Source organism: Blastococcus jejuensis (genome assembly GCF_039534705.1).
GTDB classification, from domain to species: domain Bacteria; phylum Actinomycetota; class Actinomycetes; order Mycobacteriales; family Geodermatophilaceae; genus Blastococcus_B; species Blastococcus_B jejuensis.
In genome coordinates this window covers 17,193-40,460 of sequence record NZ_BAAAVV010000007.1, presented here as the reverse complement: position 1 = coordinate 40,460, position 23,268 = coordinate 17,193, and the positions used below count along the sequence as shown (strand labels likewise).

The following is a 23,268-nucleotide window of genomic DNA, read 5'->3' as shown; positions in this document are numbered from 1 at the left end:
GGCGCCGCGGCACGCCCGCACCCCGAACTCGATCCACCGACAGACCAAGAGGAAGAGACATGGCTGACTTCACCGCTGCCGACGTCAAGCGTCTCCGCGACGCCACCGGCGCCGGCATGATGGACTGCAAGAAGGCCCTCACCGAGGCCGACGGCGACTACGACAAGGCCGTCGAGTTCCTGCGGGTGAAGGGCGCCAAGGACGTCGGCAAGCGCCTCGAGCGCTCCACCACCAACGGCGTCGTCGTCAGCAAGGACGGCGCGCTGCTCGAGCTCGACTGCGAGACCGACTTCGTCGCCAAGAACGCCGACTTCGTGAAGCTCGCCGAGCGCCTGCTCGACATCGCGCTGGAGAAGAAGCCGGCCGACGCCGAGGCCCTGCTCGCCACCGAGGTCGACGGCCAGACGGTGGCCGCGCTGGTCGAGTCCGAGTCCGCCCGGATCGGTGAGAAGCTCGTCCTCAGCCGGTTCGCCGCCTTCGAGGGCACCACGGCGATCTACCTGCACAAGCGCGCCACCGACCTGCCCCCGGCCATCGGTGTCGCCGTGCAGTACAGCGGTGGCGGCGAGGAGGCGGCCCGCAGCCTGGCGATGCACATCGCTGCCGCGCGGCCGAAGTTCCTCACCCGCGACGAGGTCCCGGCCGAGACGGTCGAGACCGAGCGTCGGGTCGCCGAGCAGACGGCCAAGGAGGAGGGCAAGCCCGAGCAGGCGATCGTCAAGATCGTCGAGGGTCGGGTCAACGCCTACTACAAGGACTTCGTCCTGCTCGAGCAGCCGTCGATCACCGAGCCCAAGAAGACGGTCAAGCAGATCATCGACGAGGCCGGTCTGACCGTGGAGCGGTTCGCCCGCTTCGAGGTCGGCCAGGCCTGAGCCCGGAACCGCAGCAGTGCCGAGCGGCCCCGTTCCCGTCACCGGGAGCGGGGCCGTTCGTCCGTGCGGCAGGATCACCCCCAGCCCAGACACCGAACGAGGGATGACGCGTTGACCGACACCACCCCACCGTTGTCCGCGCCCACCGCGTTCCGGCCGGCCGACCACAGCGGCTACCACCGGGTGCTGCTCAAGCTCTCCGGTGAGACCTTCGGCGGCGGCAAGGTCGGTGTCGACGCCGACATCGTCCGCGGCATCGCCGAGCAGCTGGCCGAGGTCGTGGCCAAGGGCACCCAGGTCGCGGTGGTCATGGGTGGCGGCAACTTCTTCCGCGGCGCGGAGCTCTCCCAGGCCGGCATGGACCGCACTAAGGCCGACTACATGGGCATGCTCGGCACCGTCATGAACTGCCTGGCCCTGCAGGACTTCTGCGAGAAGGCCGGCCTCGAGACCCGCGTGCAGTCGGCGATCACCATGGGTCAGGTCGCCGAGCCCTACATCCCGCGCAAGGCCATCCGGCACCTGGAGAAGGGCCGGCTGGTCATCTTCGGCGCCGGGGCCGGCATGCCCTACTTCTCCACCGACACGGTGGCCGCCCAGCGCGCCCTGGAGATCGAGTGCCAGGTGCTGCTCATGGGCAAGAACGGGGTCGACGGTGTCTACGACGACGACCCGCGCACCAACCCCGACGCGGTCATGTACCACGACCTCGACTACGCCACGGTGCTCGCCAAGCAGCTCAAGGTGGCCGACGCGACGGCGATCAGCCTGTGCATGGACAACCAGATGCCGATCGTCGTGTTCAACCTCCTGCGTGACGGCAACATCGCGCGCGCCGTCGCAGGTGAGAGGATCGGCACGCTGATCAGCCAGCCGTCCTGACCGACGGACGACGGATCGGCAGCCGGACGAGACACGACGGCGGGAGGAGTTCCCGCCGCCGACGGAGGGAAGACCCGTGATCGACGACACCCTGCTCGACGCCGAGGAGCGGATGGACAAGGCCCTGTCGGTCGCCCGTGAGGACCTCGGCTCCGTGCGCACCGGCCGCGCCGCGCCGTCGATGTTCAACAAGATCATGGTCGACTACTACGGCGCCTACACGCCGGTGCCGCAGATGGCCTCGATCACCGTGCCCGAGGCGCGCATGGCGGTCATCAAGCCCTACGACAGCGGTCAGCTGTCGGCCATCGAGAAGGCCATCCGCGACAGCGATCTCGGCGTCAACCCGACCAACGACGGCCAGATCCTGCGCGTGGTGTTCCCGCAGCTCACCGAGGAGCGCCGCCGCGACCTGGTGAAGCAGGCCCGCGCGAAGGGTGAGGACGCCAAGGTCGCGATCCGCAACATCCGCCGCCGGGCGAAGGAAGAACTCGACCGCATCGCCAAGGACGGCGAGGCCGGCGAGGACGACGTGCGTCGCGCGGAGAAGGAGCTCGACCACCTCACCGAGCAGCACGTGCACAGCGTCGACGAGGCGATGAAGAACAAGGAGAGCGAGCTGCTCGAGGTCTGACCCGACGACCCGCTGCGCTCATGACCTCCTCACCCGCCCCGCGGCCCGGCGTCCGGACCGGCGATCCCGACGGCGACACCGGCCCGGTGCCGATCGTCGGCGACCGCCCGTTCCCGCCGCCGCCGGCGGCGCGCCCCGAGATCGCCGACGCCGACCTGCCCACGACCGACGCCCCGGTGGCCCCCGCGGCGGGCCGGGCCGGGCGCAACCTCGGGGCCGCGATCGTCGTCGGCCTGTCCCTCGGCGCGGTCATCGTCGCCTCGCTGCTGATCTGGCGGCAGGCGTTCCTCGGGGTGCTCGGTGCGGCCGTGCTCGTCGGCGTCATCGAGCTGACCCGTGCCCTGCGCGCCGGAGGGTTCCAGGCGCCGCTGGTCCCGCTGCTGGTCGGGGCGGTGGCGATGCTGGCCCTGGCCTGGAGCCGGGGGCCCACCGGCCTCGTGACCGGCTTCCTCGCCACCGCGCTGGCGGTCGTCTTCTGGCGGCTGGCCGACGGGCCGGCGGGGTACCTGCGGGACGCGTCGGCCGGCGTGCTGGTCGCGCTGTACGTGCCGCTGCTGGCCGGGTTCGCGGCCCTGCTGCTCGCCCCCGACGACGGCTCCGCGCGGGTGTTCGCCTTCATCGCGACCGTGGTCTGCAGCGATGTCGGTGGGTATGCCGCCGGCGTGCTCTTCGGCAAGCACCCGATGGCCCCGTCGATCAGCCCGAAGAAGTCGTGGGAGGGGATGGCCGGGTCGGTCGCGGCCTGCATGGGCATGGCCACGCTGATCATCACGCTCTGGCTGGACGGTCCGTGGTGGGCCGGGCTGATCTTCGGCGCCGCGATCGCGGTGTCGGCGACGCTGGGCGACCTCGCCGAGTCGCTGATCAAGCGCGACCTCGGCATCAAGGACATGGGGCACCTGCTGCCCGGGCACGGCGGCCTCATGGACCGGCTGGACTCGCTGCTGCCCTCGGCCGCCGTCGCCTACCTGCTGCTCGCCGTCCTCGTCCCGGCCTGATCCGGCGTCAGGGTTCCCGCACCGCGTTCCACACCGACCCGACGACCTCGAAGCCTCGCCGGTCGTACCAGTGCCGGGGCCAGTCCTGCGCCGCCGCCTCCAGGACGACGAGGTCGCAGCCGGCGTCGGTGGCCAGGTCCAGGGCGCGCGCCAGGACGGCGTCGGCATGCCCGCGGCCCCGGGCGGACGGGTGGGTGAGCACCGAGTCGATCGCCGCGGTCGCGCCGTCGACCCGCAGCTGACCGGCCGCCACGACCCGACCCTCCTCGCGGACGACGACGTCGGTGACGGCGACGACGCGGTCGTTGAGGTGCTCGCGGCCCACCAGCTGCTCCACGGCCGCGTCGAGCCGCGGGCCCGGCTCGGCGGCCAGCGCCTCCCGCCACGACTCCGCCCAGAAGCCGTGCACCTCGCCCTGGTCGACCACCTCGGCGCGCGGACCGTCCGGGGCGCCGCCCGTCGGCCGCGCCATGACCACGAGCTGCTCGGTCTCCCAGCCGCGCCGGGCCAGCTCGGCGGCCACGTCGTCGGCGCCGGGCCACATCAGGCCGGCCGCCCGGTGCAGCCAGCCCGCGTTCCCGGCGACCTCGGCCGCGGCGGCCTCGACGGTCGCCGCATCGACCGGCGCGGTCACCAGCAGCCGGTTGTTGTCGCGGGAGTGCGGGAAGTCGGGGTCGAGCACCGCCACCCCGCCCGGGACGTCGCCGAGGCCGACCGCGCGCCGGATCGGCAGGGACGTGAAGAACGCCAGGGCCCGCCCGAGCGCATCGTCCGGCGCGGGCAGCACGACCGGCGCAGGTGGGCGGTAGGGCACGACCGCGACGACCGCGGTCACCGGCAGCGGACCGTAGAGGTGCGGGAAGCGCATGCTCTCCGGGTCGTGCGGCATCCCCGGCTCGAACCGCACCGGGTCGGTCAGCCGGGCCGGGTCGACGACGAGCAGCACGAGGTCCCGCCGGCCCGGGAACAGCGCCTGGGCCGGCAGGTGCACCTGCTCGGGGGTGGACAGGTGGACGAACCCGGCGGACGCCAGCGACGGCGGGCGCACCGCGCCCGCGGTCAGCGCGGCGCGCCAGTCCGCCGGCTCGATCAGGTGGACGTAGACCGACGGGATCACGGTGCCGGCGTGAGGGGCGGGTCGGCGTCGATGCCCCGGGCCGCCAGCGCCTTCTCGATCTCCTCGCAGACCGTCCGGACGACGGCCACCCGCGCCCAGCCCTTGTCGTCGCCGGCGATCACGTGCCAGCGTCCGGCCGGGTGGTCGGTGCGCTCCAGCATGTCCTCGACCGCCTGCCGGTAGGCCGCCCGCTTCTGGCGGTTGCGCCAGTCCTCGTCGGTCAGCTTCCAGGCCTTGTACGGGTCGTCGCGCCGGGCCTCGAACCGGCGCAGCTGCTCCTTCGACGAGACGTGCATCCAGAACTTGACGATGATCATGCCCTCGGCGGCCAGCGTCGTCTCCAGATCCACGATCTCGCTGTAGGCCCGCTGCCAGTCCGCTTCGGGGGCGAAGCCCTCCACCCGCTCGACGAGCACCCGGCCGTACCAGGTGCGGTCGAGGACGGCCATCCCGCCCCACCCGGGCAGCGACGGCCAGAACCGCCAGAGGAAGTGGTGCCGCTTCTCGTGGTAGGAGGGCGCGCCGAACTGGGCCACCCGCACGTGCCGGGGGTCGAGTTCGGCGACCAGGCGTTGGATCGCCCCGCCCTTCCCGGAGGCGTCCCACCCCTCGAAGAGCACGCACAGCGGCGGCCCGATCTCGCCGGAGCCGATCAGGCCGCCGAGCAGCAGCCGCAGGTGGACCAGGCGGTCCTGGGCCTCCTTGAGCTGGTGCTTGGCTTCCTTCTTCGACAGCCGGACGCTGAGGTCGACGTCCCGGAGGCGGCTCATGGGCACGAGCCTGGCAGGTCTCGCTCAGCGTGGCGCGCCGTCGGCCACGAGACCACACTCGTGGGCGAGCACGATCGCCTGCGGCCGGTCGCGCAGGTCGAGCTTGGCGAGGATGTGCCGGACGTGGCTCTTCACCGTCGCCAGCGAGATGTACAGCTCGGCGGCGATCTCCGTGTTCGAGCGGCCGGCGCCGATGAGCGCGAGGACGTCGCGCTCCCGGTCGCTCAGGGCCGCCAGCCGGGCGCCGTCGTCCCGACCGGCCGGCGGCCGCTGCACGTAGGAAGCCACCAGGCGCGCCACCACCTCGGGTGCCAGCGGGCGCTCGCCGGCGGCCGCGGCCTCCACGGCGGCGACCAGCCGTGCGCCGCCGGCATCCTTGAGCAGGTAGCCGGACGCCCCGGCCTGCAGGGCGCGGAAGGTCAGCTCCTCGCCCTCGAAGGTCGTCAGCACGAGCACGCGGGTGGTGCTGCCCGCCGCGACGATCCGGCGGGTGGCCTCGATGCCGTCGACGTGCGGCATGCGCAGGTCCATCAGCACGACGTCGGGTCGCAGTTCCAGCACCAGCCGGGCACCTTCGGCCCCGTCGGCGGCCTCCCCGACCACGTCGATGCCCGCGAGCTCCAGGATCAGGCGCAGGCCGTCGCGGACCAGCTGCTGGTCGTCGACCAGGACCACGGAGGTCATGGCGCGCCCGGGAGGTCGAGCGGGAGCCGGGCGGTGAGGGCGTACCCGCCGCGGGCGGTCGGCCCCGCGTCCAGCCGGCCGCCGAGCATCCTGACCCGCTCCCGCATGCCGACGAGCCCGAACCCGGAGCCACCGGCCCGGGGAGCGGGGATGGCCCCGGCGGGCGGGTTGACCACCTCGACGACGACCGCGGCCTCGTCGCCGACCACGCGCACGTCGACCGGCGCGCCCGGCGCGTGGCGGCGGGCGTTGGTGAGGGCCTCCTGCACCAGCCGGTAGGCGGCCAGCTCCACGCTCGCGTGGGTCGCCCGTACCGGCGGGCGCAGCGTGAGATCGACCTGCGCGCCGGCGGCGCGGGACTGCTCGACCAGGTCGGCGAGGTCGTCGAGCCCGGGCTGGGGGTGCAGGTCGTCCTCCTCGGCGGCGCGCAGCATCCCGACGACGCGGCGCATCTCGGCCAGCGCCTCGGTGGCCGACCGGCGGATCGCCGCGACCGGGGCGGCCGCCCGCTCCGGGGCCTTCGCCAGCGCGGCCGCGGCGGCGTCGGCCTGGAGCGCGATCACGGTGACCTCGTGGCCGATGACGTCGTGCAGCTCGCGCGCGATCCGCGCGCGTTCCTCGGCGACGGCGGCCCGCTCGGCCGTGGCCCGTTCCTGCACCAGCCGCCCCGTCAGCTCCTCCAGCAGGGCCGTCTGACGCCGCTGGCGGGCCACGAGGCGCCCGGCCACGACCGGCCCGACGACGACGAGGGCCGCGCCGATCGCGGCCGGCTCGGGCTCGGGGCCCAGCAGCGTCATCACCACGCCGACCGTCGCGCAGACCGTGGACGCCGCCACCACGACCCACGTCCGGCGGCTGTAGGCGCCGACGGAGAAGAACATCACGGCGGCGATGACGTAGCCCAGGAACAGGAAGCCCGTGGTCGGGATCAGCCAGACCGAGGTCATCACGAGGGCGGCGGCGACCGGGTACACCCGCCGCCACGCCAGCGGGACCGTCGAGCCGACCGCGATCAGCACCGACAGCGCCGGGGTGGTGAGGGGGGCGATGACGACCTGGCCCAGCGACAGGCCGAGGAACACGGCCGCCAGGACGACGTCGGCCTGCGGCGGACGGGTCGGGGGAGTGGCCACGAACGCGCAATGTAGGGCCGCGATGCGGTCCTGACATCAACCCACGGGCTGAGCGAGGAAACAGCCCTCGGGTCGATGCCGGGCCGGTATCGCCGTTCCTAGCGTCCCCGGCACCGAATTCCCACGACCCGGAGGACCCCGTGACCGCCACCGCTCCCGCCACCACCCGCCGCGACCCGCTGATGATCGGCATCCGCGTGCTGCTCGGCCTGTTCGGTGCCTTCAAGCTCTACGGCACCCTCTACTTCACGTTCCTGGCGACCGCCGCGCAGGGCGGCGACCCGCAGGGCGTCGGCGACTGGCTGGTGGCCGCGTGGTCGTTCGCGCTGGCGACGGCCCTGATCGTCGCGGCCTTCCGGCTGCGCGCCGGTGACCGGAGGATCGCCGGCATCACGGCCGGGCTGCTCGTCGTCGAGATCGCCTTCAGCTTCGTGAAGCTGTTCGTCTACGACGAGCCCGAGGCGCTCGGCTTCATGGCCGTCGACCTGGTGCTGCTCGCCCTGCTGACGGTGGCCGCGCGGAGGCGCTGAAAGCGCCGTCGTCCCGAGTGGGGCCCGGAGGGTCCCGCGCAGGGACGACTCAGCGGCTCAGCTCACCGGGGACGGCACCTGGTCGCGGTGTCATCCGGAGGATGACAGTGCATGGAGTCTGATCCAGGCGTGCATCGCGATCCCGGCGGCCACACCGGCGTTGATGGAGCGCGTGGAGCCGAACTGGGCGATCGACAGGACGCCGTCGGCGGCGTCCCGGGCCTCGGCGCTCAGCCCGCTGCCCTCCTGCCCGAAGAGCAGCACGCAGGCGTGGGGGAGGGCGGCGGTCTCGATCGGCTCGGCGCCCGGCAGGTTGTCGATCGCCAGGATGGGGAGTCCGGCCTCCTGGGCCCAGGCCGCGAGCCCGGCGACGTCGGCGTGGTGCCGCACGTGCTGGTACCGGTCTGTGACCATCGCTCCGCGCCGGTTCCAGCGCTTGCGACCGACGACGTGCACCGCCTCGGCCAGGAAGGCGTTGGCGGTGCGGACGACGGTCCCGATGTTGAGGTCGTGCCGCCAGTTCTCGATCGCGACGTGGAAGGGATGCCGCCGGGTGTCGAGGTCGGCGACGATCGCGTCGACCGTCCAGTAGCGGTACCGGTCGACGACGTTGCGCCGGTCGCCGTGCTCGAGCAGTTCGGGGTCGTAGCGCGGGTCCTCCGGCCACGGACCGGCCCACGGGCCCACCCCGACGGTGTCGAGCGGGGTGAGCTCGGTCTCGGGGTCGGTCACCCGCCGCACGGTAGTGGGACCATGGACGGCGACATGACTGCCCTGCCCCTCGTCTTCGACGCCCCGCGCCGCGGCACACCCCCGCGCCACCTCGCCGACCTGACCCGCGAGGAGGCCCGCGCGGCGGTCGCCGAGCTCGGCCAGCCGCCCTTCCGGGCCGACCAGCTCTATCGGCACTACTTCCGCGGCGTCACCGACCCGGCGCAGATGACCGACCTGCCCGCCGGCGTCCGCGACACGCTCACCGAGGCGCTCCTGCCCGGCCTGCTGACCGTCGTCCGGCACCAGACCGCCGACAACGGGCGCACCCGCAAGACGCTGTGGCGGCTGCACGACGGCGCGCTGGTCGAGAGCGTGCTCATGCGCTACCCCGACCGCGCCACCGTCTGCATCTCCAGCCAGGCCGGCTGCGGCATGGCCTGCCCGTTCTGCGCGACCGGGCAGGCGGGGCTGACCCGCAACCTGTCGGCCGCCGAGATCATCGGCCAGGCCGTCGCCGCCGCGGCAGCCATGGCGAACGGGGAGATCGACGGCGGCCCCGGACGGCTGTCCAACGTCGTCTTCATGGGCATGGGCGAGCCGCTGGCCAACTACGCCCGCGTGCGCAAGACCCTCGACGCGCTGCTCACCCCGGCGCCGCACGGGCTGGGACTCTCGCAGCGCTCGGTGACGGTCTCCACGGTCGGCCTGGTCCCGGCGATCCGCCGGCTCACCGAGGAGGGTCGCAACGTCACCCTCGCGGTCAGCCTGCACGCCCCCGACGACGAACTGCGCGACACGCTCGTGCCGATCAACACCCGCTGGAACGTGGGCGAGGTCGTCGAGGCCGCCGACGCCTACGCCGCCCGCACCGGCCGCCGCTACTCCGTCGAGTACGCGCTGATCCGCGACGTCAACGACCAGCCGCACCGCGCCGACCTGCTCGGCAAGCTGCTGGCCGGGCGGCTGGCGCACGTCAACCTGATCCCGCTGAACCCCACGCCGGGCAGCCCCTGGGACGCGAGCCCGCTGCCTGCGCAGCGGGAGTTCGTGGCCCGGCTGCGCGCCGCGGGCGTGGCGACGACGGTGCGCGACACTCGCGGTCAGGACATCGACGGGGCGTGCGGCCAGCTCGCGGCGGCCGATCGGGTCGAGGGCGTGCCCAGCGTGGCCGTCCCGGTCCCGTCGGTGGAGCCTCCGGTCGAGCTGGGCGCGGAAGGGGACGACTGAGATGAGCGAAGCGACCGACACGGCCGAGGCGCACGACCACACGCACGGCGACGTGTCCGGCGGCTGGCTCCGCGCGGCGGTCTTCGGCGCGATGGACGGGCTGGTCAGCAACACCGCGCTGGTCGCCGGCGTGGGCGGCGGTGGGGCCGCGCCGCGGACCATCGTCCTGTCCGGCGTCGCCGGCCTGATCGCGGGCGCGATCTCCATGGCCATGGGCGAGTACACGTCGGTGAAGACGCAGAACGAGCAGCTCGACCTCGAGGTCCACCGGGAGCGCCGGGAGCTCCAGCGCAACCCGGAGGGCGAGCTCGCCGAGCTGGCGGAGATCTACCGGGCCCGCGGGCTCGACGCCGACCTCGCCCGGCAGGTCGCCACCCAGCTGTCCCGCGACCCGGAGCAGGCCCTTCGGACGCACGTGATCAACGAGCTGGGGCTCAGCCCCGACGACAAGCCGTCGCCGTGGGTGGCGGCGGGTTCGTCCCTGCTCACCTTCTCGGTCGGGGCGGCGTTCCCGCTGGTGCCCTACCTGCTGGGCTTCTCGGTGCTCTGGGCGGCGCTGGTCGCGGGCGGCATCGGGCTGGTGCTCGCGGGGGCGCTGTCCTCACGGTTCACGCCGAAGCCGTGGTGGTTCTCGGGCCTGCGCCAGCTGCTGTTCGGCGCTGCTGCCGCCGGGATCACCTACGCGATCGGGGCGCTGATCGGGGTCAGCGTCGCCTGACCTGCGGCACCCCAGCCCGGCCCCGGGTAGACGGTCACGAGACGATGATCGTGCTCGCCCCGACGGCCTCGTAGGTCGCGACCGCTCGTCCGTCGCGCGTGGCGAGTTCGGCGGCATGCTCCACCGCTGCGAGCGCGACGAGCGCGTCGTAGACCGCCCCACCGGCGACGTCCAGCCGCGCGAGCGACCGCGGCAGGTCGCTCGTCCTCTCCGCGCCGAGCAGCAGTGGCGGGGCGAAGCGTTGGGTGATCAGCTCAGCAGCGTCGGCCGGCGTCAGTCGGAGATCGCCAGGCAGTCGCGTGAGCACGGAGTACGTCTCGGCCAGCGCATGCCCGCACAGCGCGATCTCGCGTCCGCCCCACCAGCGCACCACCTCACGATGGGCCCGGTGCCGGCTCACCAGGAGGGGCACGGCGACGCTCGTGTCCAGGGCGAGGAGGGTCATCTCCTGCCGGCGTCGATGAGGGCGAAGACGTCGTCGTCGTCGATCTCGGTGTCGCCGGTGGCGACGAGGACTCCGGCTTCCCGGATCAGTCGAGCGGTGCGTCCGGACGGAACCACCTGCAACCCGCTGCCGTAACGAGAGATGTCGACCGTGGAGCCGGGAGCGAGCCCGAGCGCGTCGCGCAGTGCCTTCGGAAGCACGATGCGCCCGACGGAGTCGATCGTGGCCTTCATGGGATGAGGCTACCAGTCAGATCCCAGTTGCCGGGTCCTTGCTCGGTCCCGTTGTTCAGCCGAAGAACAACGGACGCTCATCCTCGGACAATGCGACACAATGCTCGAAAATCGGCAGGCCAGTAGCATTGCTGTCGAAATGGCGACTCGATCGGACGCCGACTGCTCTTGGAATGGTGACTTCGGGTTGATCGCATGTCTTGCTGCGCGCGGAGGGGTGCTCATTGCCGCGGTCTTCGCCATTGCGTCCATCGCTGGCTGCTCCCCGGACGTTCGAGGAGCTCTCGCTGTGACCCGGAGTGGAGACGGGGAGTTGCTGGTCGTCTTCGCCACGTGCGGGGCTGAATACGAGGGCGTCCAACTCGGAGCCGGCCCTCTGGCCAGGAGTGATGACGAGGAAACCGCGACGTGGAGGCACGAGGGGGACATCGACGACGCGACGTCCCTCCCCTTGACGGCGGCTGACCCCGGCGACGAGTGGACCGTGGTCGCCGCGTGGAGCGGCGTCGAGGACGAGACGTACGGCTACGACCTCCGGGCCGGGCAGCTCACCAGCGACGAGCGCGGCATCGACTTCAGGTCCCCGGTCTCCAGCGCGTTCGCATTTCCGGGGACTCTCCTGACCGAGCTGGAGCCGGGGGAGTTGCTCCACCGAGATTTCGGCGGCTCCAGAGAAGTGATCGTGGACCGGCGGACCGTTCAGGAATTCCGGTCGTCGGTCTGCGGCGGCAGCTGAGCCGCCGACCGCGTCAGCGGCTGCGCCAGGCGTTCTTCCGTCGGCGGATGTCCCACAGCAGGATGATCACCATGACGGCGGCGATGCCGATGATCCAGAGGTCCTCGACCCGGCCCTCGTGGTTGCCGACCAGGTAGGCCAGCAGGATCAGGATCGCGAACCACGCGCCCGCGCGGCCCAGCTTGCCCGTCTCCCCGTGCCAGCCCCAGTCCTCGGGGCGCTCGTGCTCGACGGGGTGGGCGTCGTCACGGACGAGGGCTTCCTCGCGACCAGGCTGGTTGACCCGCTGAGTGCTCACGTCCCGCATTCTGGCAGGCCCCGCCTTCAGGCACCGCACGAGGGAGCGCGGGCGCGTCGGGGAGGATGTCGTGCATGTCCGTCCCCCGCGAGGTCACCGTGCTCGGCTCCACGGGCTCCATCGGCACGCAGGCGATCGCGGTGGCCCGGCAGAACCCCGACCGGCTGCGCATCACGGCCCTGGCCGCCGGCGGGTCCGACGTCGCCGCGCTGGCCGAGCAGGCGCTCACCCTCGGCGTCCGCACCGTGGCCGTGGCCCGCGCCACCGCCGCGCAGGACCTGCAGCTGGCGTTCTACGCGGAGGCCTCGAAGCGCGGCTGGGCGAAGGGCGAGTACCACCTGCCCGAGATCCTGGCCGGCCCGCGGGCCGCCGAGGAGCTCGCCGCCCGCCCGGCCGACGTCGTCCTCAACGGGATCACCGGCTCGATCGGCCTCGGCCCCACGCTGTCCGCGCTGAAGGCCGGGCGCACCGTCGCGCTGGCCAACAAGGAGTCGCTGGTCGCCGGCGGCGACCTGGTCACGGCGGCCGCGGCACCCGGACAGCTCGTCCCGGTCGACTCCGAGCACTCGGCGCTCGCCCAGTGCCTGCGCGGCGGCGCCCGGGGTGAGGTCGCCCGGCTGGTGCTCACCGCCAGCGGCGGCCCCTTCCGGGGCCGGTCCGCCGCCGAGCTCGACGGCGTCACCGTGGAGCAGGCGCTGGCTCACCCCACCTGGGACATGGGGCCGGTCGTGACCATCAACTCCGCGACCCTGATGAACAAGGGTCTCGAGCTGATCGAGGCGCACCTGCTGTTCGACGTCCCCTATGCCGACATCGACGTGGTGGTGCACCCGCAGTCGATCGTGCACTCGATGGTCACCTTCGCCGACGGCGCGACGATCGCGCAGGCCAGCCCGCCCGACATGCGGCTGCCGATCGCCCTGGCCCTGGCCTGGCCCGACCGGCTGCCGAACGTGCAGCCGGCGCTGGACTGGTCGACGGCCAGCACCTGGGAGTTCGCCCCGCTCGACGACGACGCCTTCCCGGCGGTGCGGCTGGCCCGACGCGCGGGGGAGGCCGGCGGGGTCGCGCCGGCGATCTTCAACGCCGCCAACGAGGAGGCCGTGGCGGCGTTCGTGGCGGGTCGGCTGTCGTTCCGGGCCATCGTCGACCTCGTCGCGCGTACCCTCGACGACGCGCCGGACCTCGGCGCACCGACCTGCGTCGAGGACGTGCTGGCCGCGGAGAAGTGGGCCCGGGAGCACGCCCGCGGCGTGATCACCGGAGGCCTGAACTGAGCGGGATCCTTCTCACGATCCTCGGGATCGTCGCCTTCGCGCTCGGTCTGCTGTTCTCGATCGGCTTCCACGAGGCCGGGCACTTCTTCTGGGCCCGGAAGTTCGGCATGCGCGTGCCGCAGTTCATGGTCGGCTTCGGGCCCACCATCTGGTCGCGCACCCGCGGGGAGACCGAGTACGGCCTCAAGGCCGTGCCGCTGGGCGGCTACATCCGGATCGTGGGCATGATCCCGCCGGCCGAGGAGGGCGAGAGCAAGCGGGCCACCCGCATGCGGAAGTTCATCGCCGAGGTGCGCGGCCAGGCGCTCAACGACGTCCGGCCCGACGACGGCGGCCGCGTGTTCTACGCCAAGCCGTGGTGGCAGCGGGTCATCGTGATGTTCGCCGGGCCCTTCCACAACCTGATCCTCGCGGTGCTGTTCTTCACCGTCGTCCTCGTGGGCTTCGGCGTCCCCGAGTCGACGACGACGCTGGCCCGCGTGCCCGACTGCGTGCTGCCGGCCGGCGCGGAGAGCGCGGGGCGCGCCGACGCGTGCGAGGTCCCGATCGTGACCACGGGCGCGGACGCCGGGCAGATCTGCACCGAGGGCGAACCGGACTGCGCACTGCCGGCCGAGAGTCCCGCGTCGCGGGCCGGCCTGCGCGCCGGCGACACGATCCTCGCCCTCGACGGCGAGCCGATCTCCCGCGAGACCGACGTCGGCTGGCAGCAGGTGCAGGACGCGATCCGGCGGAGCGCCGACACGCGGGTGGTCTTCACGATCGAGCGCGACGGAGAGGAGCGAGACCTCACCGTCACGCCGATCGAGAACCGGGTCTACCTGTCGGCCGACAGCGAGCAGACCAGCGTCGTGGGCTACGTCGGGATCAGCCCGGCGCAGACCTACGTGCAGCAGTCGATCACCGAGGTGCCGGCGTTCCTCGGCGACGTCGTCGCCCGGTCGGTCGACAAGCTGGTCGAGATCCCGCAGCGGGTGCCGGCGCTGTTCGGCGCCGCGTTCCTCGGCGAGGAGCGCGACCCGCAGGGGCCGATCGGGGTCGTCGGCGTCAGCCGCATCTCCGGCGAGGTGTTCGCGTTCGAGTCCTTCACCACGACCGAGAAGATCAGCTACTTCTTCCAGCTGCTCGCCGGCGTCAACCTGGTGCTGTTCCTGTTCAACCTGCTGCCGATCTACCCGCTCGACGGCGGGCACATCGCCGGAGCGCTCTACGAGAAGGCGCGCTCGACGGTGGCGAGGCTGCGCGGGCGCCCCGACCCGGGCCCGTTCGACATCGCCCGGCTGATGCCGGTCGCCTACGTCGTCGCCGGGCTGTTCCTGGCGCTGTCGGCGCTGCTGTTCGTCGCCGACATCGTCAACCCGATCACCCTCGGCTGACCGTCACCCCGACCCCGAGTGCGACGAACTCGTGGCCATCAGCAGCTGATCACCACGAGTTCGTCGCATTCGCGGGGCCTGCCAGCACGGCGGCGTCCTGACGCGGGTCACAGCCGGCTCTGCGGCGCGTTCGGCCGATCAAGGGATACTGGGAGCCATGGCGATCCCCGTCAGTCTCGGCATGCCGGCTGCGCCCCCTCCCGTGCTCGCTCCCCGTCGCAAGACCCGGCAGCTCGACGTCGGCGGCGTCGGTGTCGGCAGCGACCACCCGGTCAGCGTCCAGTCGATGACGACGACGAAGACCGCCGACATCAACGCCACGCTCCAGCAGATCGCCGAGCTCACCGCGGCCGGCTGCCAGATCGTGCGCGTCGCCGTCCCCGACACCGACGACGCCGAGGCGCTGCCGGCGATCGCCAAGAAGTCGCAGATCCCGGTGATCGCCGACATCCACTTCCAGCCGCGGTACGTCTTCGCCGCGATCGACGCCGGCTGCGCGGCCGTGCGGGTGAATCCCGGCAACATCAAGAAGTTCGACGACAAGGTCGGCGACATCGCCAAGGCCGCGAAGGACGCCGGCATCCCGATCCGGATCGGCGTGAACGCCGGCTCCCTCGACAAGCGCCTGCTGGCCAAGTACGGCAAGGCGACGCCGGAGGCCCTCGTCGAGTCGGCGCTGTGGGAGTGCTCGCTGTTCGAGGAGCACGACTTCCGCGACATCAAGATCTCGGTCAAGCACAACGACCCGGTGGTCATGGTCCGGGCCTACGAGCTGCTCGCGGCCCAGTGCGACTACCCGCTGCACCTCGGCGTCACCGAGGCCGGTCCGGCGTTCCAGGGCACGATCAAGTCCGCCGTCGCCTTCGGCGCGCTGCTCTCCCAGGGCATCGGCGACACCATCCGCGTCTCCCTCTCGGCCCCGCCGGTCGAGGAGGTCAAGGTCGGCACCCAGATCCTCGAGTCGCTCAACCTGCGCCAGCGCGGCCTGGAGATCGTCAGCTGCCCGTCGTGCGGGCGGGCGCAGGTCGACGTCTACAAGCTCGCCGACGAAGTCACCGCCGGGCTCGAGGGCATGGAGGTGCCGCTGCGGGTCGCCGTCATGGGCTGCGTCGTCAACGGCCCCGGCGAGGCCCGCGAGGCCGACCTCGGCGTGGCGTCGGGCAACGGCAAGGGACAGATCTTCGTCCGGGGCGAGGTGATCAAGACGGTGCCCGAGTCGCAGATCGTCGAGACCCTCATCGAGGAAGCCATGCGCATCGCCGCCGAGCAGGTCGACGCCGGCGAGCCGTCGGGCCCGCCGGTCGTCAGCGTCGGCTGACCCCCACGCCGCACGGCCATGCTCCGCACTCCCACCGCCCGTGTCCTCGACGACGGCGACGAGCGGGCCGTCGCGCGCCTGCTCGCGACCGATCCGGTCGCCGCGTGCGTCCTGGCCGGCCGGGTCGAGTCCGCCGGCACCGGCGCGGCCGCGCTCGGAGCGCCGTTGTGGGGCTTCGGGGCCGGCAGCACGCTCGACGCGGTGTGCCTGGCGGGTGCCAACCTCATCCCCTTCGCGCTGCCGGGCGCCGAGCGGGCGTCGGCGGCCGCGTTCGCCGAGCGGGCCCGCCGCGCCGGGCGGCGCTGCTCGACCATCGTGGGTCCCGCCCCGGCGGTCGCCCCGCTCTGGGAGTTGCTCGCGCCGGTCTGGGGACCGGCCCGCGACCACCGACCGCGCCAGCCGCTGCTGGCCATCGACGGCCCGCCGGCCGTTCCCGCGGAACCGCGCGTGCACCCGGTGCGCCCCGACCAGCTCGAGACCCTGCTCCCGGCCGCCGTCGCCATGTTCACCGAGGAGGTCGGCGTCAGCCCGCTGCGGGTCGACGGCGGAGCCGGCTACCGGGCCCGCGTCGCCGAGCTCGTGCGGGCCGGCCAGTCGCTGGCCTGGATCGAGCAGGGCGAGGTGATCTTCAAGGCCGAGATCGGCGCCGTGTCGCGGGCCGCCTGCCAGGTGCAGGGCGTCTGGGTGAACCCGGCGTTCCGGGGGCGTGGCATCGGGGCGGCCGGCACCGCCGCGGTCGTCGAGTACGCCCGCGCGTCGATCGCGCCCGTGGTGAGCCTGTACGTCAACGACTTCAACGCGCCCGCGCGCGCCGCCTACCGCCGGGTCGGGTTTCGCGATGTCGGGCAGTACGCCAGCGTGCTGTTCTGAAACCGTCCGGTCCGTCTGACAACCTGAGGACGTGACTCGTCGGGGACCTGTTCTGCTCGCCTCGCTCCTGATGGCGGTGCCCATGCTCGCCGGGTGCTCCGGCAGCGCCGAGGACGACGTGATCGAGGCGGCGGACGCGTTCCTCGCCGACTGGGCCGCCGGCGACCTCGAGGCGGCCGCGGCGCAGACGACCGATCCCGAGCTGGCCACCGCCCTGCTGCAGCAGGCGGCCGACGATCTGCCCGATGCGGTCCTCTCCGCCTACTCGGGCACGCCGACGATCGAGGACGCCACGGCGACCCTCGCCTGGACCGCTACCTGGGACCTCGCGGCCGCGCCCGAGTGGTCCTACGACGCCAGCCTGCAGCTGCGGGAGGGCGAGGACGGCTGGGCGGTCGTCGCCGAGCCGGCCCTCGTGCATCCGGAGCTGGGGGAGGGCCAGCACCTCGAGCTGGCCCGGAGCCTGCCCGAGCGGGCCGCGATCACCGACGCATCGGGGGCACCGCTGTTCACGCCCACCGAGGTGGTCAACGTCGGCGTCGACCCGGCCCAGGTAACCGACCTGCCGGCGCTGGCCGCCGCGCTCTCGGCCGCCACCGGCATCCCGGCCGAGGAGATCACCGCCGACGTCCAGGCCGCCCCCGCGGGACAGTTCGTGCCCGTCATCACCCTCCGCCGGCCCGACTTCGAGGCGATCCGCGCCCAGGTCTTCGACCTGCCCGGGGCCGTCTTCCCGACCGACACCCGGCTGCTCGCCCCCAGCGCCCGCTTCGCCGTCGCCCTGCTCGGCCGGGTCGGTGCGGCCACCGCCGAGGTCATCGAGGAGAGCAGCGAGGACGGCGCGCCGCGCTACGCCGCCACCGACCAGCTCGGCCTGTCCGGGCTCCAGCGGGCCTTCCAGGAGCAGCTCACCGGCACGCCCGGCTTCACCGTGCGGGTGGTCAGCACCGACGAGAACACCGCCGACGAGGGCCGGGAGATCGATGCGGTCGAGCCGGTGCCCGGCGAGCCCGTGCAGACGCCGATCGTGCCGGCGATCCAGAACGCCGCCGACGCCGCCGTCGCGGCGCAGCCGCTGCCCACGCACATCGTCGTCGTCCGGCCCGGGACGGGGGAGATCCTCGCGGTCTCGTCCAACGAGGCTGCCGATCCCGGCAACGCGCTGACCGGCCGTTTCCCGCCCGGATCGGCGATGAAGACGATGACGGCGACGGCGCTGCTGAGCGCCGGAGCGGTCACGCCGGACACCGCGCTGCCCTGCCCGGGGACGACGGTCGTCGACGGCCGTGAGTTCGAGAACGAGGACCAGTTCGACCTCGGCACGGTGCCGTTCATCGAGGCCTTCGCGCAGTCGTGCAACACGACCTTCATCCAGGCGGCGCTGGAGCTGCCGGACCCGGCCCTCGCCGAGGCCGCGGCGTCCTACGGGGTGGGCAGCGAGTGGCAGCTGCCGGTCGGGATCTTCGGCGGCAGCGTTCCCGCCGACTCCACCGGGACGACGAAGGCCGCCGACGCGATCGGGCAGGGGCAGGTGCTCATCAGCCCGGCGCAGCTCGCGCTGGTCGCGGCGGGCATCGCCAGTGGGACGCCGGCCCCGCCGGTCGAGGTCGTGGGCGCGGACCCGGCCGGAGACGTGCCGGCGGGCCCCGGTGCGGCCGTGCTCGACGCGCTGCGGCCGATGATGCGTCAGGTGGTGCTCTCGGGGACGGCCACCGCACTGTCCGACCGCGGCGAGGTCTACGGCAAGACCGGCACGGCCGAGTTCGGGGACGCGACCCCGCCGGAGGCCCACGGCTGGTTCATGGGCTACCGGCTGGGTGGCGGGTCCGGCGACATCGCGTTCGCGGTGCTGGTCGAGGGCGGCGGCTCCAGCAGCGTCGCCGTCGGCGTCACCGACGCGTTCCTCGGCGGGATCGGCTGAGCTCGGGGCCCGGTCGCCGCGCTCATGCGCATGGCTGCGGTTATCCGGCGCGGATACCCGCGCTGATGCGCATGGCTGCGGTTTCTCCGGCCTGATTCAGACGTAGCGGAAGGCGATCGCCTCGCGGCGGGTGTAGCCGCCCCGGGTGAGCGCGAGCAGCCACTTGAAGGGCTTCCCGACCGAGCGGAAGGCGGTCTCCAGCTGCTCGGCGGTCAGCCCGTCGGCGACCCAGGGCACGAGGAACATCAGGTCCTTGAGGCCCTTGCCGGAGCCGGCGGCCTTCTCGACCCGCTGCCACCCCTCGACCGGCAGCAGTTCCTGGACCAGCGGCAGCGCTTCCCGCTCCTCGTGAGCCATGTGGTCGGACAGGGTGTCGCGGGCGGTCTCGGCCGTCTGCGCGAGCCGGTCCCGGGTGGCGGCGTCCGGCGTCTGCGCCATGGCGGCGAAACCGGCTGCGCAGCCGGCCAGCATCGGGTCGATGACCGAGTGCTCGGCCTCCATGGCCTCGAGGGTGGCCCGACCGGCGGCGTCCCCGCGGGCGTCGACGATCTCGAGCAGCTGCGGCCACAGGACGTCGTCCTCGGTGGTGTGGTGGTGGTGCAGGATCCCGCTGAACTGCTCCCAGCGGACCGCGAGCGCACGCCACACCTCGGCGTCCTCCAGCGGGGTCTGCCGGGCGGCGACGGCGAAGCGCACCAGGTCGCGGCGGAAGGCGTGGTGGGCCATGTACATGCCGTTGAGGTCCAGCGGCCCCTCGGCCACGTGCGCCTGGCCGGGCAGGTCGAGCAGGTGTCCGGTGGCCGGCCGGGAGGTGGTGGTGCTCATCGAAGGCGGTCCTCTCGCGTGGCTCGGAGGACGGGGTGTCCTCCGGTGCCGACAGCGTCGGACCGCGTGCTTGCGGCGTACTTGGAAACGACTGGAGGCCCGCTCGGGGACCGGTTCAGTCCTCGGGGAGGCCGGGGAACGCGCTCGTCACCGGCGTCTGACCGGCCGTCGTGCGCCAGGCGACCGCGCGTCGCTCAACGGCGCTGAGCTGACCGACGGCGAGCTCCCGGGCCGGCCGCTCGGCGGCCTGGTCCAGCACCCGCACCCACGCCGCCGCGACGCCGTCCTCCAGGACGACGGCCAGCCTCGCGGCGTCCACCGCGGAGAGCACCGGGAAGGGCAGGGCATAGGCACCTTCGGCGCGCACCGGCTCGGCGTCCCGGTCGTCGAGCAGCGCCGTCAGCTGGTCGCGGATGTCGCGGTGCGCGGTCTCCGCCTCCGTCGCGGGATCCCGCGCCCCCTCGTCGAGCGCGGCGCCGACCACGCCGTACCCCCACACGGCCGCGTGCTCCGCGACCAGCGCCTCGCGCAGCGCCGCGGTCTCGGTGCCGGCGTCCAGCCCTCCGGAGCCTTCGGTGTCGTCAGCCACGGCCGTGTCCCCTCACGCCAGCGTTCCGTCCTGGCCGCGCAGGCCTGCGGCGATCGAGCCGAGCAGCGCCGCGCGGGCCCCCGACTGGTCCAGGCACGCCGCCGCGTGCGACTCCGCCGCCTCCGCCACGCGGCTGCGCAGCCACGCCCGCGCCTCGGGGCCGGCCGGGGCCGCAGGCGACGACGACGCCGACGACGAAGTGGCCGACGACGAGCCGGGGGACGCCTCCCGCAGGCGGTCGAGCTGCGCCTGGGCCTGCTCCGCCTGCGCGGTGACCGCGGCCGCCAGCGCCGGGTCGGCGGCTCCCGCCGCGGCGAACGCGGCGACCAGTGCCTCCTGCACCGCCACCTGCGCGGCGAGCTCGTCGGCCTGCTCGCTGGTCACCTGCTCCCGTGGGTCCGCCGGCTCCTCGGTGCACCCGGCCACGAGCAGGGCCAGGCCGGCCGCCGAGGCGGCCAGCAGGGTGCGCCGGGTGAACCCCTGCGGGACGGGAAGGGCGGTCGGAGACATCGGCCCCATCCTCTCAGCCGGGGCCGCCCCCGGCCGCCAGGCGCGACCGAGGGCGCGTCCGCGTCGGGCGGCCGGCAGCCGCCCCGGTGCCCGGTCTCGGCGGCTCCGGTCGGGCGGTAGCCTGACGTCTTCCCCCCGATCCCGGGTCCGACCAGCGCCGGAGGCAACGGCCGGCGCGTGATCGACGAGGGGCGTGCGCACCGGACGGTGCGCACGACCGAGCCTGGAGGAGGAACCGTGTCCGCCTCTCGCGGCACCCAGCGCACCGACCCGGCCACCGCGCGGCTCGCGGGGTGGATCGAGCCGGTCGTCGGCGCGGCGGGGTACGACCTCGAGGAACTCGTCGTCACCCCCGCCGGCCGCCGCAGCGTGGTGCGGGTGGTGGTCGACCGCGACCAGGGCGTCACCCTCGACGACATCGCCGAGGTCAGCCGCGCGGTCTCCGACGTCCTCGACGCGAACGACGACGGCATGGGTCGCGCGCCCTACGTGCTCGAGGTGACCAGCCCGGGCGTCGACCGCCCGCTGACCGAGCCGCGGCACTGGCGGCGCAACACCGGCCGGCTGGTCACCGTGGCCGTGGGCCCCTCCGGCTCGGCCGAGACGGTCACCGGCCGGGTCACCGCCGTCGCCGGCGAGGGGGTGACCCTCGCGGTGGAGACGAAGGGCAAGCCGGGGGCGAAGAAGCGGCCGCCCCAATCGCGGCAGGTGCCGTGGGCGGAGCTGGGCGCCGGGCGGGTGCAGGTCGAGTTCGGCCGCGCCGAGACGGGGTCGGACGGCCTGCCCGAGGGTGCGGACGACGACGGAGGAGAACTGTGAACATCGACGTCACCGCGCTGAAGGCGGTCGAGCGGGAGAAGGGCATCCCCGCCGACACGGTGATCGAGGCCATCGAGTCCGCCCTGGTGACCGCCTACCGGCACGCCGACGGCGCGGCCAAGCACGTCCGGGTGCACGTCGACCGCAAGAGCGGCGAGGTCGCCGTCCTCGCCCAGGAGCTCGGGCCCGACGGCGAGGTCGTGCGCGAGTGGGACGACACCCCCTCCGACTTCGGCCGGATCGCCGCCAGCACCGCCAAGCAGGTGATCGTCCAGCGGCTGCGCGACGCCGAGCACGAGCAGACCTTCGGCGAGTACTCCGGCAAGGAGGGCGACATCGTCAGCGGCATCGTGCAGGCCCACGACCGCCGCAACGTGCAGGGCACGGTGCTCATCGACATCGGCAAGGTCGAGGCCGTCCTGCCGCAGGCCGAGCAGGTGCCGGGGGAGGAGTACACCCACGGCAGCCGGATCAAGGCCTACGTGGTCTCGGTGGCCCGCACCTTCCGCGGCCCGCAGGTCACCGTCTCGCGCACCCACCCGCACCTGGTGCGCAAGCTGTTCGCCCTCGAGGTGCCCGAGATCGCCGACGGCAGCGTCGAGATCGTCGCGGTGGCGCGCGAGGCGGGGCACCGCTCGAAGATCGCCGTCCGGACGAAGGTGCCCGGGCTCAACGCCAAGGGCGCCTGCATCGGCCCGATGGGCCAGCGCGTGCGCAACGTCATGAGCGAGCTGCACGGCGAGAAGATCGACATCGTCGACTGGTCCGACGACCCGGCGACGTTCGTGGCGTCCGCGCTGAGCCCGGCGCGGGTCAGCAGCGCCCGGGTCGTCGACCCCCAGGCGAAGGCCGTGCGGGTCGTCGTCCCCGACTACCAGCTGTCGCTGGCCATCGGGAAGGAAGGGCAGAACGCCCGCCTGGCCGCGCGCCTGACCGGATGCCGGATCGACATCCGCAGCGACGCGCAGACCGAGGACGACGCCGCAACCCCCTCTCCGGGGGTCGGGCGCCCGCCGCTGCGATCGGGTGCGCCGCTCCCCCCGTCGGGGGGGCGTCCGCCCGCGCACCGGCCGCCACCACGCCGTGCGGAACATCCGGGACCGGCCACGCGCTAGACTGCTCGGTGGTCGAAACGTCTTCTCCGGTCCGCACGTGCGTGGGGTGCCGGAAGCGCGCGCCGGCCGATGAACTGCTGCGAGTCGTCGTCCGGTCCGGGGCCCTGGTCCCGGATCCACGTCGAAGGCTCCCCGGTCGGGGAGCCTCCGTGCACCCCACACCGGAGTGCCTGCGCGCAGCCGAACGACGCCGGGCCTTCCCACGAGCGCTCCGCCTCCCCGGAGGCGGTGCGCCGCTGGAGGCCGGTCCGCTCTGGCACCACGTGCTCGGGTCCTCCTCGGAGGAATCCGGGTGCGAGCCGGAGCGGGCGAGCAACCGCAGTTCCCAGTCGGACCGGCACCAGGCCGGTCCGCACGTCGACAGGACACCGTCGGATGAGTCAGCCGTGAAGTTCCCACGATGACCATGCACCACTAACGACGAGGTCGAGCGGGCAAGCCGCCGGCCTCACAAAGAGGAGACCCGTGCCAGGCAAAGCCCGCGTACACGAACTCGCCAAGGAGTTCGGTGTCGACAGCAAGACCGTGCTCGCCAAGCTCAAGGAGCAGGGCGAGTTCGTGAAGTCCGCGTCCTCCACCGTCGAGGCCCCCGTGGCCCGGCGGCTCCGTGAGGCCCTCGGCGGGGCCACCGGTGCCGGCAACGGTGCCGCCGCG

General features: G+C 73.4%; 27 protein-coding genes and 1 pseudogene. 17 read left to right on the top strand and 11 right to left on the bottom strand.

The features are described from left to right. The first annotated feature begins 59 nt into the window (after positions 1-59). The 4 genes from tsf (at position 60) to ABD644_RS15125 (ending at position 3,389) form a co-directional block, all read left to right on the top strand. Entirely contained in the window at positions 60-875 is an 816-nt protein-coding gene (gene tsf, locus ABD644_RS15140) for a translation elongation factor Ts (RefSeq protein WP_344689779.1), read from the top strand. Positions 876-986: 111 nt separating this feature from the next. Then, positions 987-1,757, top strand: a complete 771-nt coding sequence (gene pyrH, locus ABD644_RS15135; protein ID WP_425547445.1) for a UMP kinase — start codon at positions 987-989, stop codon at positions 1,755-1,757. Positions 1,758-1,833: 76 nt separating this feature from the next. Continuing rightward, on the top strand, positions 1,834-2,391 hold the full coding sequence (gene frr / locus ABD644_RS15130) for a ribosome recycling factor (protein WP_344689778.1): 558 nt from the start codon (positions 1,834-1,836) through the stop codon (positions 2,389-2,391). 20 nt (positions 2,392-2,411) lie between these two features. Then, the gene (locus ABD644_RS15125; protein WP_344689777.1) at positions 2,412-3,389 is read left to right on the top strand and encodes a phosphatidate cytidylyltransferase; all 978 of its coding nucleotides are present in this window, start codon (positions 2,412-2,414) and stop codon (positions 3,387-3,389) included. Between the two features lie 7 nt (positions 3,390-3,396). Here ABD644_RS15125 and ABD644_RS15120 read toward each other — a convergent pair whose 3' ends face one another. From ABD644_RS15120 to ABD644_RS15105, 4 genes are read right to left on the bottom strand one after another with little or no spacing between them, the layout of a single operon-like run. Next, entirely contained in the window at positions 3,397-4,506 is a 1,110-nt protein-coding gene (locus tag ABD644_RS15120) for a GNAT family N-acetyltransferase (RefSeq protein ID WP_344689776.1), read from the bottom strand. Next, entirely contained in the window at positions 4,503-5,276 is a 774-nt protein-coding gene (locus ABD644_RS15115; RefSeq protein WP_344689775.1) for a polyphosphate kinase 2 family protein, read from the bottom strand. The genes ABD644_RS15120 and ABD644_RS15115 overlap by 4 nt, the downstream gene beginning before the upstream one ends. Positions 5,277-5,300: 24 nt before the next feature. Continuing rightward, positions 5,301-5,960 carry a response regulator gene (locus ABD644_RS15110; RefSeq protein ID WP_344689774.1) on the bottom strand — a complete coding sequence of 220 codons (660 nt, stop codon included), beginning with the start codon at positions 5,958-5,960 and terminating at the stop codon, positions 5,301-5,303. Continuing rightward, complete coding sequence (locus ABD644_RS15105; protein WP_344689773.1) at positions 5,957-7,093, bottom strand: sensor histidine kinase; 1,137 nt, start codon at positions 7,091-7,093, stop codon at positions 5,957-5,959. The genes ABD644_RS15110 and ABD644_RS15105 overlap by 4 nt, the downstream gene beginning before the upstream one ends. Positions 7,094-7,233: 140 nt before the next feature. Between ABD644_RS15105 and ABD644_RS15100 the strand changes: the two genes are divergently transcribed. Beyond that, positions 7,234-7,623, top strand: coding sequence for a hypothetical protein (locus ABD644_RS15100; RefSeq protein ID WP_344689772.1), 390 nt, complete (start codon positions 7,234-7,236; stop codon positions 7,621-7,623). A gap of 90 nt (positions 7,624-7,713) precedes the next feature. Here the strand turns inward: ABD644_RS15100 and ABD644_RS15095 are convergent, their stop codons facing one another. Then, entirely contained in the window at positions 7,714-8,355 is a 642-nt protein-coding gene (locus tag ABD644_RS15095) for a TrmH family RNA methyltransferase (protein WP_344689771.1), read from the bottom strand. 33 nt (positions 8,356-8,388) lie between these two features. Here ABD644_RS15095 and rlmN point away from each other — a divergent pair, with 33 nt between their 5' ends. Then, positions 8,389-9,564, top strand: a complete 1,176-nt coding sequence (gene rlmN / locus ABD644_RS15090) for a dual-specificity RNA methyltransferase RlmN (RefSeq protein WP_344689770.1) — start codon at positions 8,389-8,391, stop codon at positions 9,562-9,564. 1 nt (position 9,565) lies between these two features. Next, positions 9,566-10,282 (top strand): VIT1/CCC1 transporter family protein, encoded by a 717-nt coding sequence (locus tag ABD644_RS15085; RefSeq protein WP_344689769.1) that lies wholly within the window; start codon positions 9,566-9,568, stop codon positions 10,280-10,282. A gap of 34 nt (positions 10,283-10,316) precedes the next feature. Here the strand turns inward: ABD644_RS15085 and ABD644_RS15080 are convergent, their stop codons facing one another. Together ABD644_RS15080 and ABD644_RS15075 are read right to left on the bottom strand one after the other, a co-directional pair. Next, positions 10,317-10,727 carry a type II toxin-antitoxin system VapC family toxin gene (locus ABD644_RS15080; RefSeq protein WP_344689768.1) on the bottom strand — a complete coding sequence of 137 codons (411 nt, stop codon included), beginning with the start codon at positions 10,725-10,727 and terminating at the stop codon, positions 10,317-10,319. Further along, positions 10,724-10,960 (bottom strand): AbrB/MazE/SpoVT family DNA-binding domain-containing protein, encoded by a 237-nt coding sequence (locus ABD644_RS15075; protein ID WP_344689767.1) that lies wholly within the window; start codon positions 10,958-10,960, stop codon positions 10,724-10,726. The genes ABD644_RS15080 and ABD644_RS15075 overlap by 4 nt, the downstream gene beginning before the upstream one ends. A gap of 289 nt (positions 10,961-11,249) precedes the next feature. Between ABD644_RS15075 and ABD644_RS15070 the strand changes: the two genes are divergently transcribed. After that, entirely contained in the window at positions 11,250-11,696 is a 447-nt protein-coding gene (locus ABD644_RS15070) for a hypothetical protein (protein WP_344689766.1), read from the top strand. Positions 11,697-11,709: 13 nt separating this feature from the next. Here ABD644_RS15070 and ABD644_RS15065 read toward each other — a convergent pair whose 3' ends face one another. Beyond that, positions 11,710-12,003 (bottom strand): DUF2631 domain-containing protein, encoded by a 294-nt coding sequence (locus ABD644_RS15065; RefSeq protein WP_425547444.1) that lies wholly within the window; start codon positions 12,001-12,003, stop codon positions 11,710-11,712. Between the two features lie 65 nt (positions 12,004-12,068). Here ABD644_RS15065 and dxr point away from each other — a divergent pair, with 65 nt between their 5' ends. From dxr to ABD644_RS15040, 5 genes are all read left to right on the top strand, one after another. Then, a complete protein-coding gene (gene dxr, locus ABD644_RS15060) occupies positions 12,069-13,271 on the top strand; it encodes a 1-deoxy-D-xylulose-5-phosphate reductoisomerase (RefSeq protein WP_344689764.1) in 1,203 nt (400 codons plus the stop codon). After that, a complete protein-coding gene (locus ABD644_RS15055) occupies positions 13,223-14,647 on the top strand; it encodes a M50 family metallopeptidase (RefSeq protein WP_344689763.1) in 1,425 nt (474 codons plus the stop codon). The genes dxr and ABD644_RS15055 overlap by 49 nt, the downstream gene beginning before the upstream one ends. A 157-nt stretch (positions 14,648-14,804) precedes the next feature. Then, the gene (gene ispG, locus ABD644_RS15050; protein ID WP_425547443.1) at positions 14,805-15,965 is read left to right on the top strand and encodes a flavodoxin-dependent (E)-4-hydroxy-3-methylbut-2-enyl-diphosphate synthase; all 1,161 of its coding nucleotides are present in this window, start codon (positions 14,805-14,807) and stop codon (positions 15,963-15,965) included. 18 nt (positions 15,966-15,983) lie between these two features. Then, entirely contained in the window at positions 15,984-16,835 is an 852-nt protein-coding gene (locus ABD644_RS15045; RefSeq protein ID WP_344689762.1) for a GNAT family N-acetyltransferase, read from the top strand. Between the two features lie 31 nt (positions 16,836-16,866). After that, on the top strand, positions 16,867-18,756 hold the full coding sequence (locus tag ABD644_RS15040; protein WP_344689761.1) for a penicillin-binding transpeptidase domain-containing protein: 1,890 nt from the start codon (positions 16,867-16,869) through the stop codon (positions 18,754-18,756). 96 nt (positions 18,757-18,852) lie between these two features. Here the strand turns inward: ABD644_RS15040 and ABD644_RS15035 are convergent, their stop codons facing one another. The 3 genes from ABD644_RS15035 to ABD644_RS15025 form a co-directional block, all read right to left on the bottom strand. After that, complete coding sequence (locus tag ABD644_RS15035; protein ID WP_344689759.1) at positions 18,853-19,581, bottom strand: hemerythrin domain-containing protein; 729 nt, start codon at positions 19,579-19,581, stop codon at positions 18,853-18,855. 115 nt (positions 19,582-19,696) lie between these two features. Continuing rightward, positions 19,697-20,170 (bottom strand): ferritin-like domain-containing protein, encoded by a 474-nt coding sequence (locus ABD644_RS15030; RefSeq protein ID WP_344689758.1) that lies wholly within the window; start codon positions 20,168-20,170, stop codon positions 19,697-19,699. A gap of 12 nt (positions 20,171-20,182) precedes the next feature. After that, positions 20,183-20,680, bottom strand: coding sequence for a hypothetical protein (locus ABD644_RS15025; RefSeq protein ID WP_344689757.1), 498 nt, complete (start codon positions 20,678-20,680; stop codon positions 20,183-20,185). Between the two features lie 237 nt (positions 20,681-20,917). On the opposite strand from ABD644_RS15025, the gene rimP reads away from it, so the two are divergent. The 4 genes and pseudogenes from rimP to ABD644_RS15005 form a co-directional block, all read left to right on the top strand. Further along, entirely contained in the window at positions 20,918-21,499 is a 582-nt protein-coding gene (rimP, locus tag ABD644_RS15020; RefSeq protein ID WP_344689756.1) for a ribosome maturation factor RimP, read from the top strand. Then, on the top strand, positions 21,496-22,614 hold the full coding sequence (gene nusA / locus ABD644_RS15015; RefSeq protein ID WP_344689755.1) for a transcription termination factor NusA: 1,119 nt from the start codon (positions 21,496-21,498) through the stop codon (positions 22,612-22,614). Before rimP ends, nusA begins: the two co-directional genes overlap by 4 nt. Before the next feature lie 8 nt (positions 22,615-22,622). After that, positions 22,623-23,018 carry a YlxR family protein gene (locus ABD644_RS15010; protein ID WP_344689754.1) on the top strand — a complete coding sequence of 132 codons (396 nt, stop codon included), beginning with the start codon at positions 22,623-22,625 and terminating at the stop codon, positions 23,016-23,018. 61 nt (positions 23,019-23,079) lie between these two features. Next, a pseudogene (locus tag ABD644_RS15005) lies at positions 23,080-23,223 on the top strand (translation initiation factor IF-2 N-terminal domain-containing protein); the annotation flags it as partial. Positions 23,224-23,268: the final 45 nt, after the last annotated feature.

Excerpts from the sequence above, each read along its gene's own strand:
- ABD644_RS15115 (WP_344689775.1), bottom strand. The coding sequence starts at position 5,276 with ATGAGCCGCCTCCGGGACGTCGACCTCAGCGTCCGGCTGTCGAAGAAG.
- ABD644_RS15080 (WP_344689768.1), bottom strand. The coding sequence starts at position 10,727 with ATGACCCTCCTCGCCCTGGACACGAGCGTCGCCGTGCCCCTCCTGGTG.
- ABD644_RS15045 (WP_344689762.1), top strand. The coding sequence starts at position 15,984 with ATGCTCCGCACTCCCACCGCCCGTGTCCTCGACGACGGCGACGAGCGG.
- ABD644_RS15110 (WP_344689774.1), bottom strand. The coding sequence starts at position 5,960 with ATGACCTCCGTGGTCCTGGTCGACGACCAGCAGCTGGTCCGCGACGGC.
- ABD644_RS15075 (WP_344689767.1), bottom strand. The coding sequence starts at position 10,960 with ATGAAGGCCACGATCGACTCCGTCGGGCGCATCGTGCTTCCGAAGGCA.
- ABD644_RS15025 (WP_344689757.1), bottom strand. The coding sequence starts at position 20,680 with ATGTCTCCGACCGCCCTTCCCGTCCCGCAGGGGTTCACCCGGCGCACC.
- ispG (WP_425547443.1), top strand. The coding sequence starts at position 14,805 with ATGGCGATCCCCGTCAGTCTCGGCATGCCGGCTGCGCCCCCTCCCGTG.
- rlmN (WP_344689770.1), top strand. The coding sequence starts at position 8,389 with ATGACTGCCCTGCCCCTCGTCTTCGACGCCCCGCGCCGCGGCACACCC.
- ABD644_RS15125 (WP_344689777.1), top strand. The coding sequence starts at position 2,412 with ATGACCTCCTCACCCGCCCCGCGGCCCGGCGTCCGGACCGGCGATCCC.
- ABD644_RS15065 (WP_425547444.1), bottom strand. The coding sequence starts at position 12,003 with ATGCGGGACGTGAGCACTCAGCGGGTCAACCAGCCTGGTCGCGAGGAA.
- dxr (WP_344689764.1), top strand. The coding sequence starts at position 12,069 with ATGTCCGTCCCCCGCGAGGTCACCGTGCTCGGCTCCACGGGCTCCATC.
- tsf (WP_344689779.1), top strand. The coding sequence starts at position 60 with ATGGCTGACTTCACCGCTGCCGACGTCAAGCGTCTCCGCGACGCCACC.
- ABD644_RS15085 (WP_344689769.1), top strand. The coding sequence starts at position 9,566 with ATGAGCGAAGCGACCGACACGGCCGAGGCGCACGACCACACGCACGGC.
- ABD644_RS15035 (WP_344689759.1), bottom strand. The coding sequence starts at position 19,581 with ATGAGCACCACCACCTCCCGGCCGGCCACCGGACACCTGCTCGACCTG.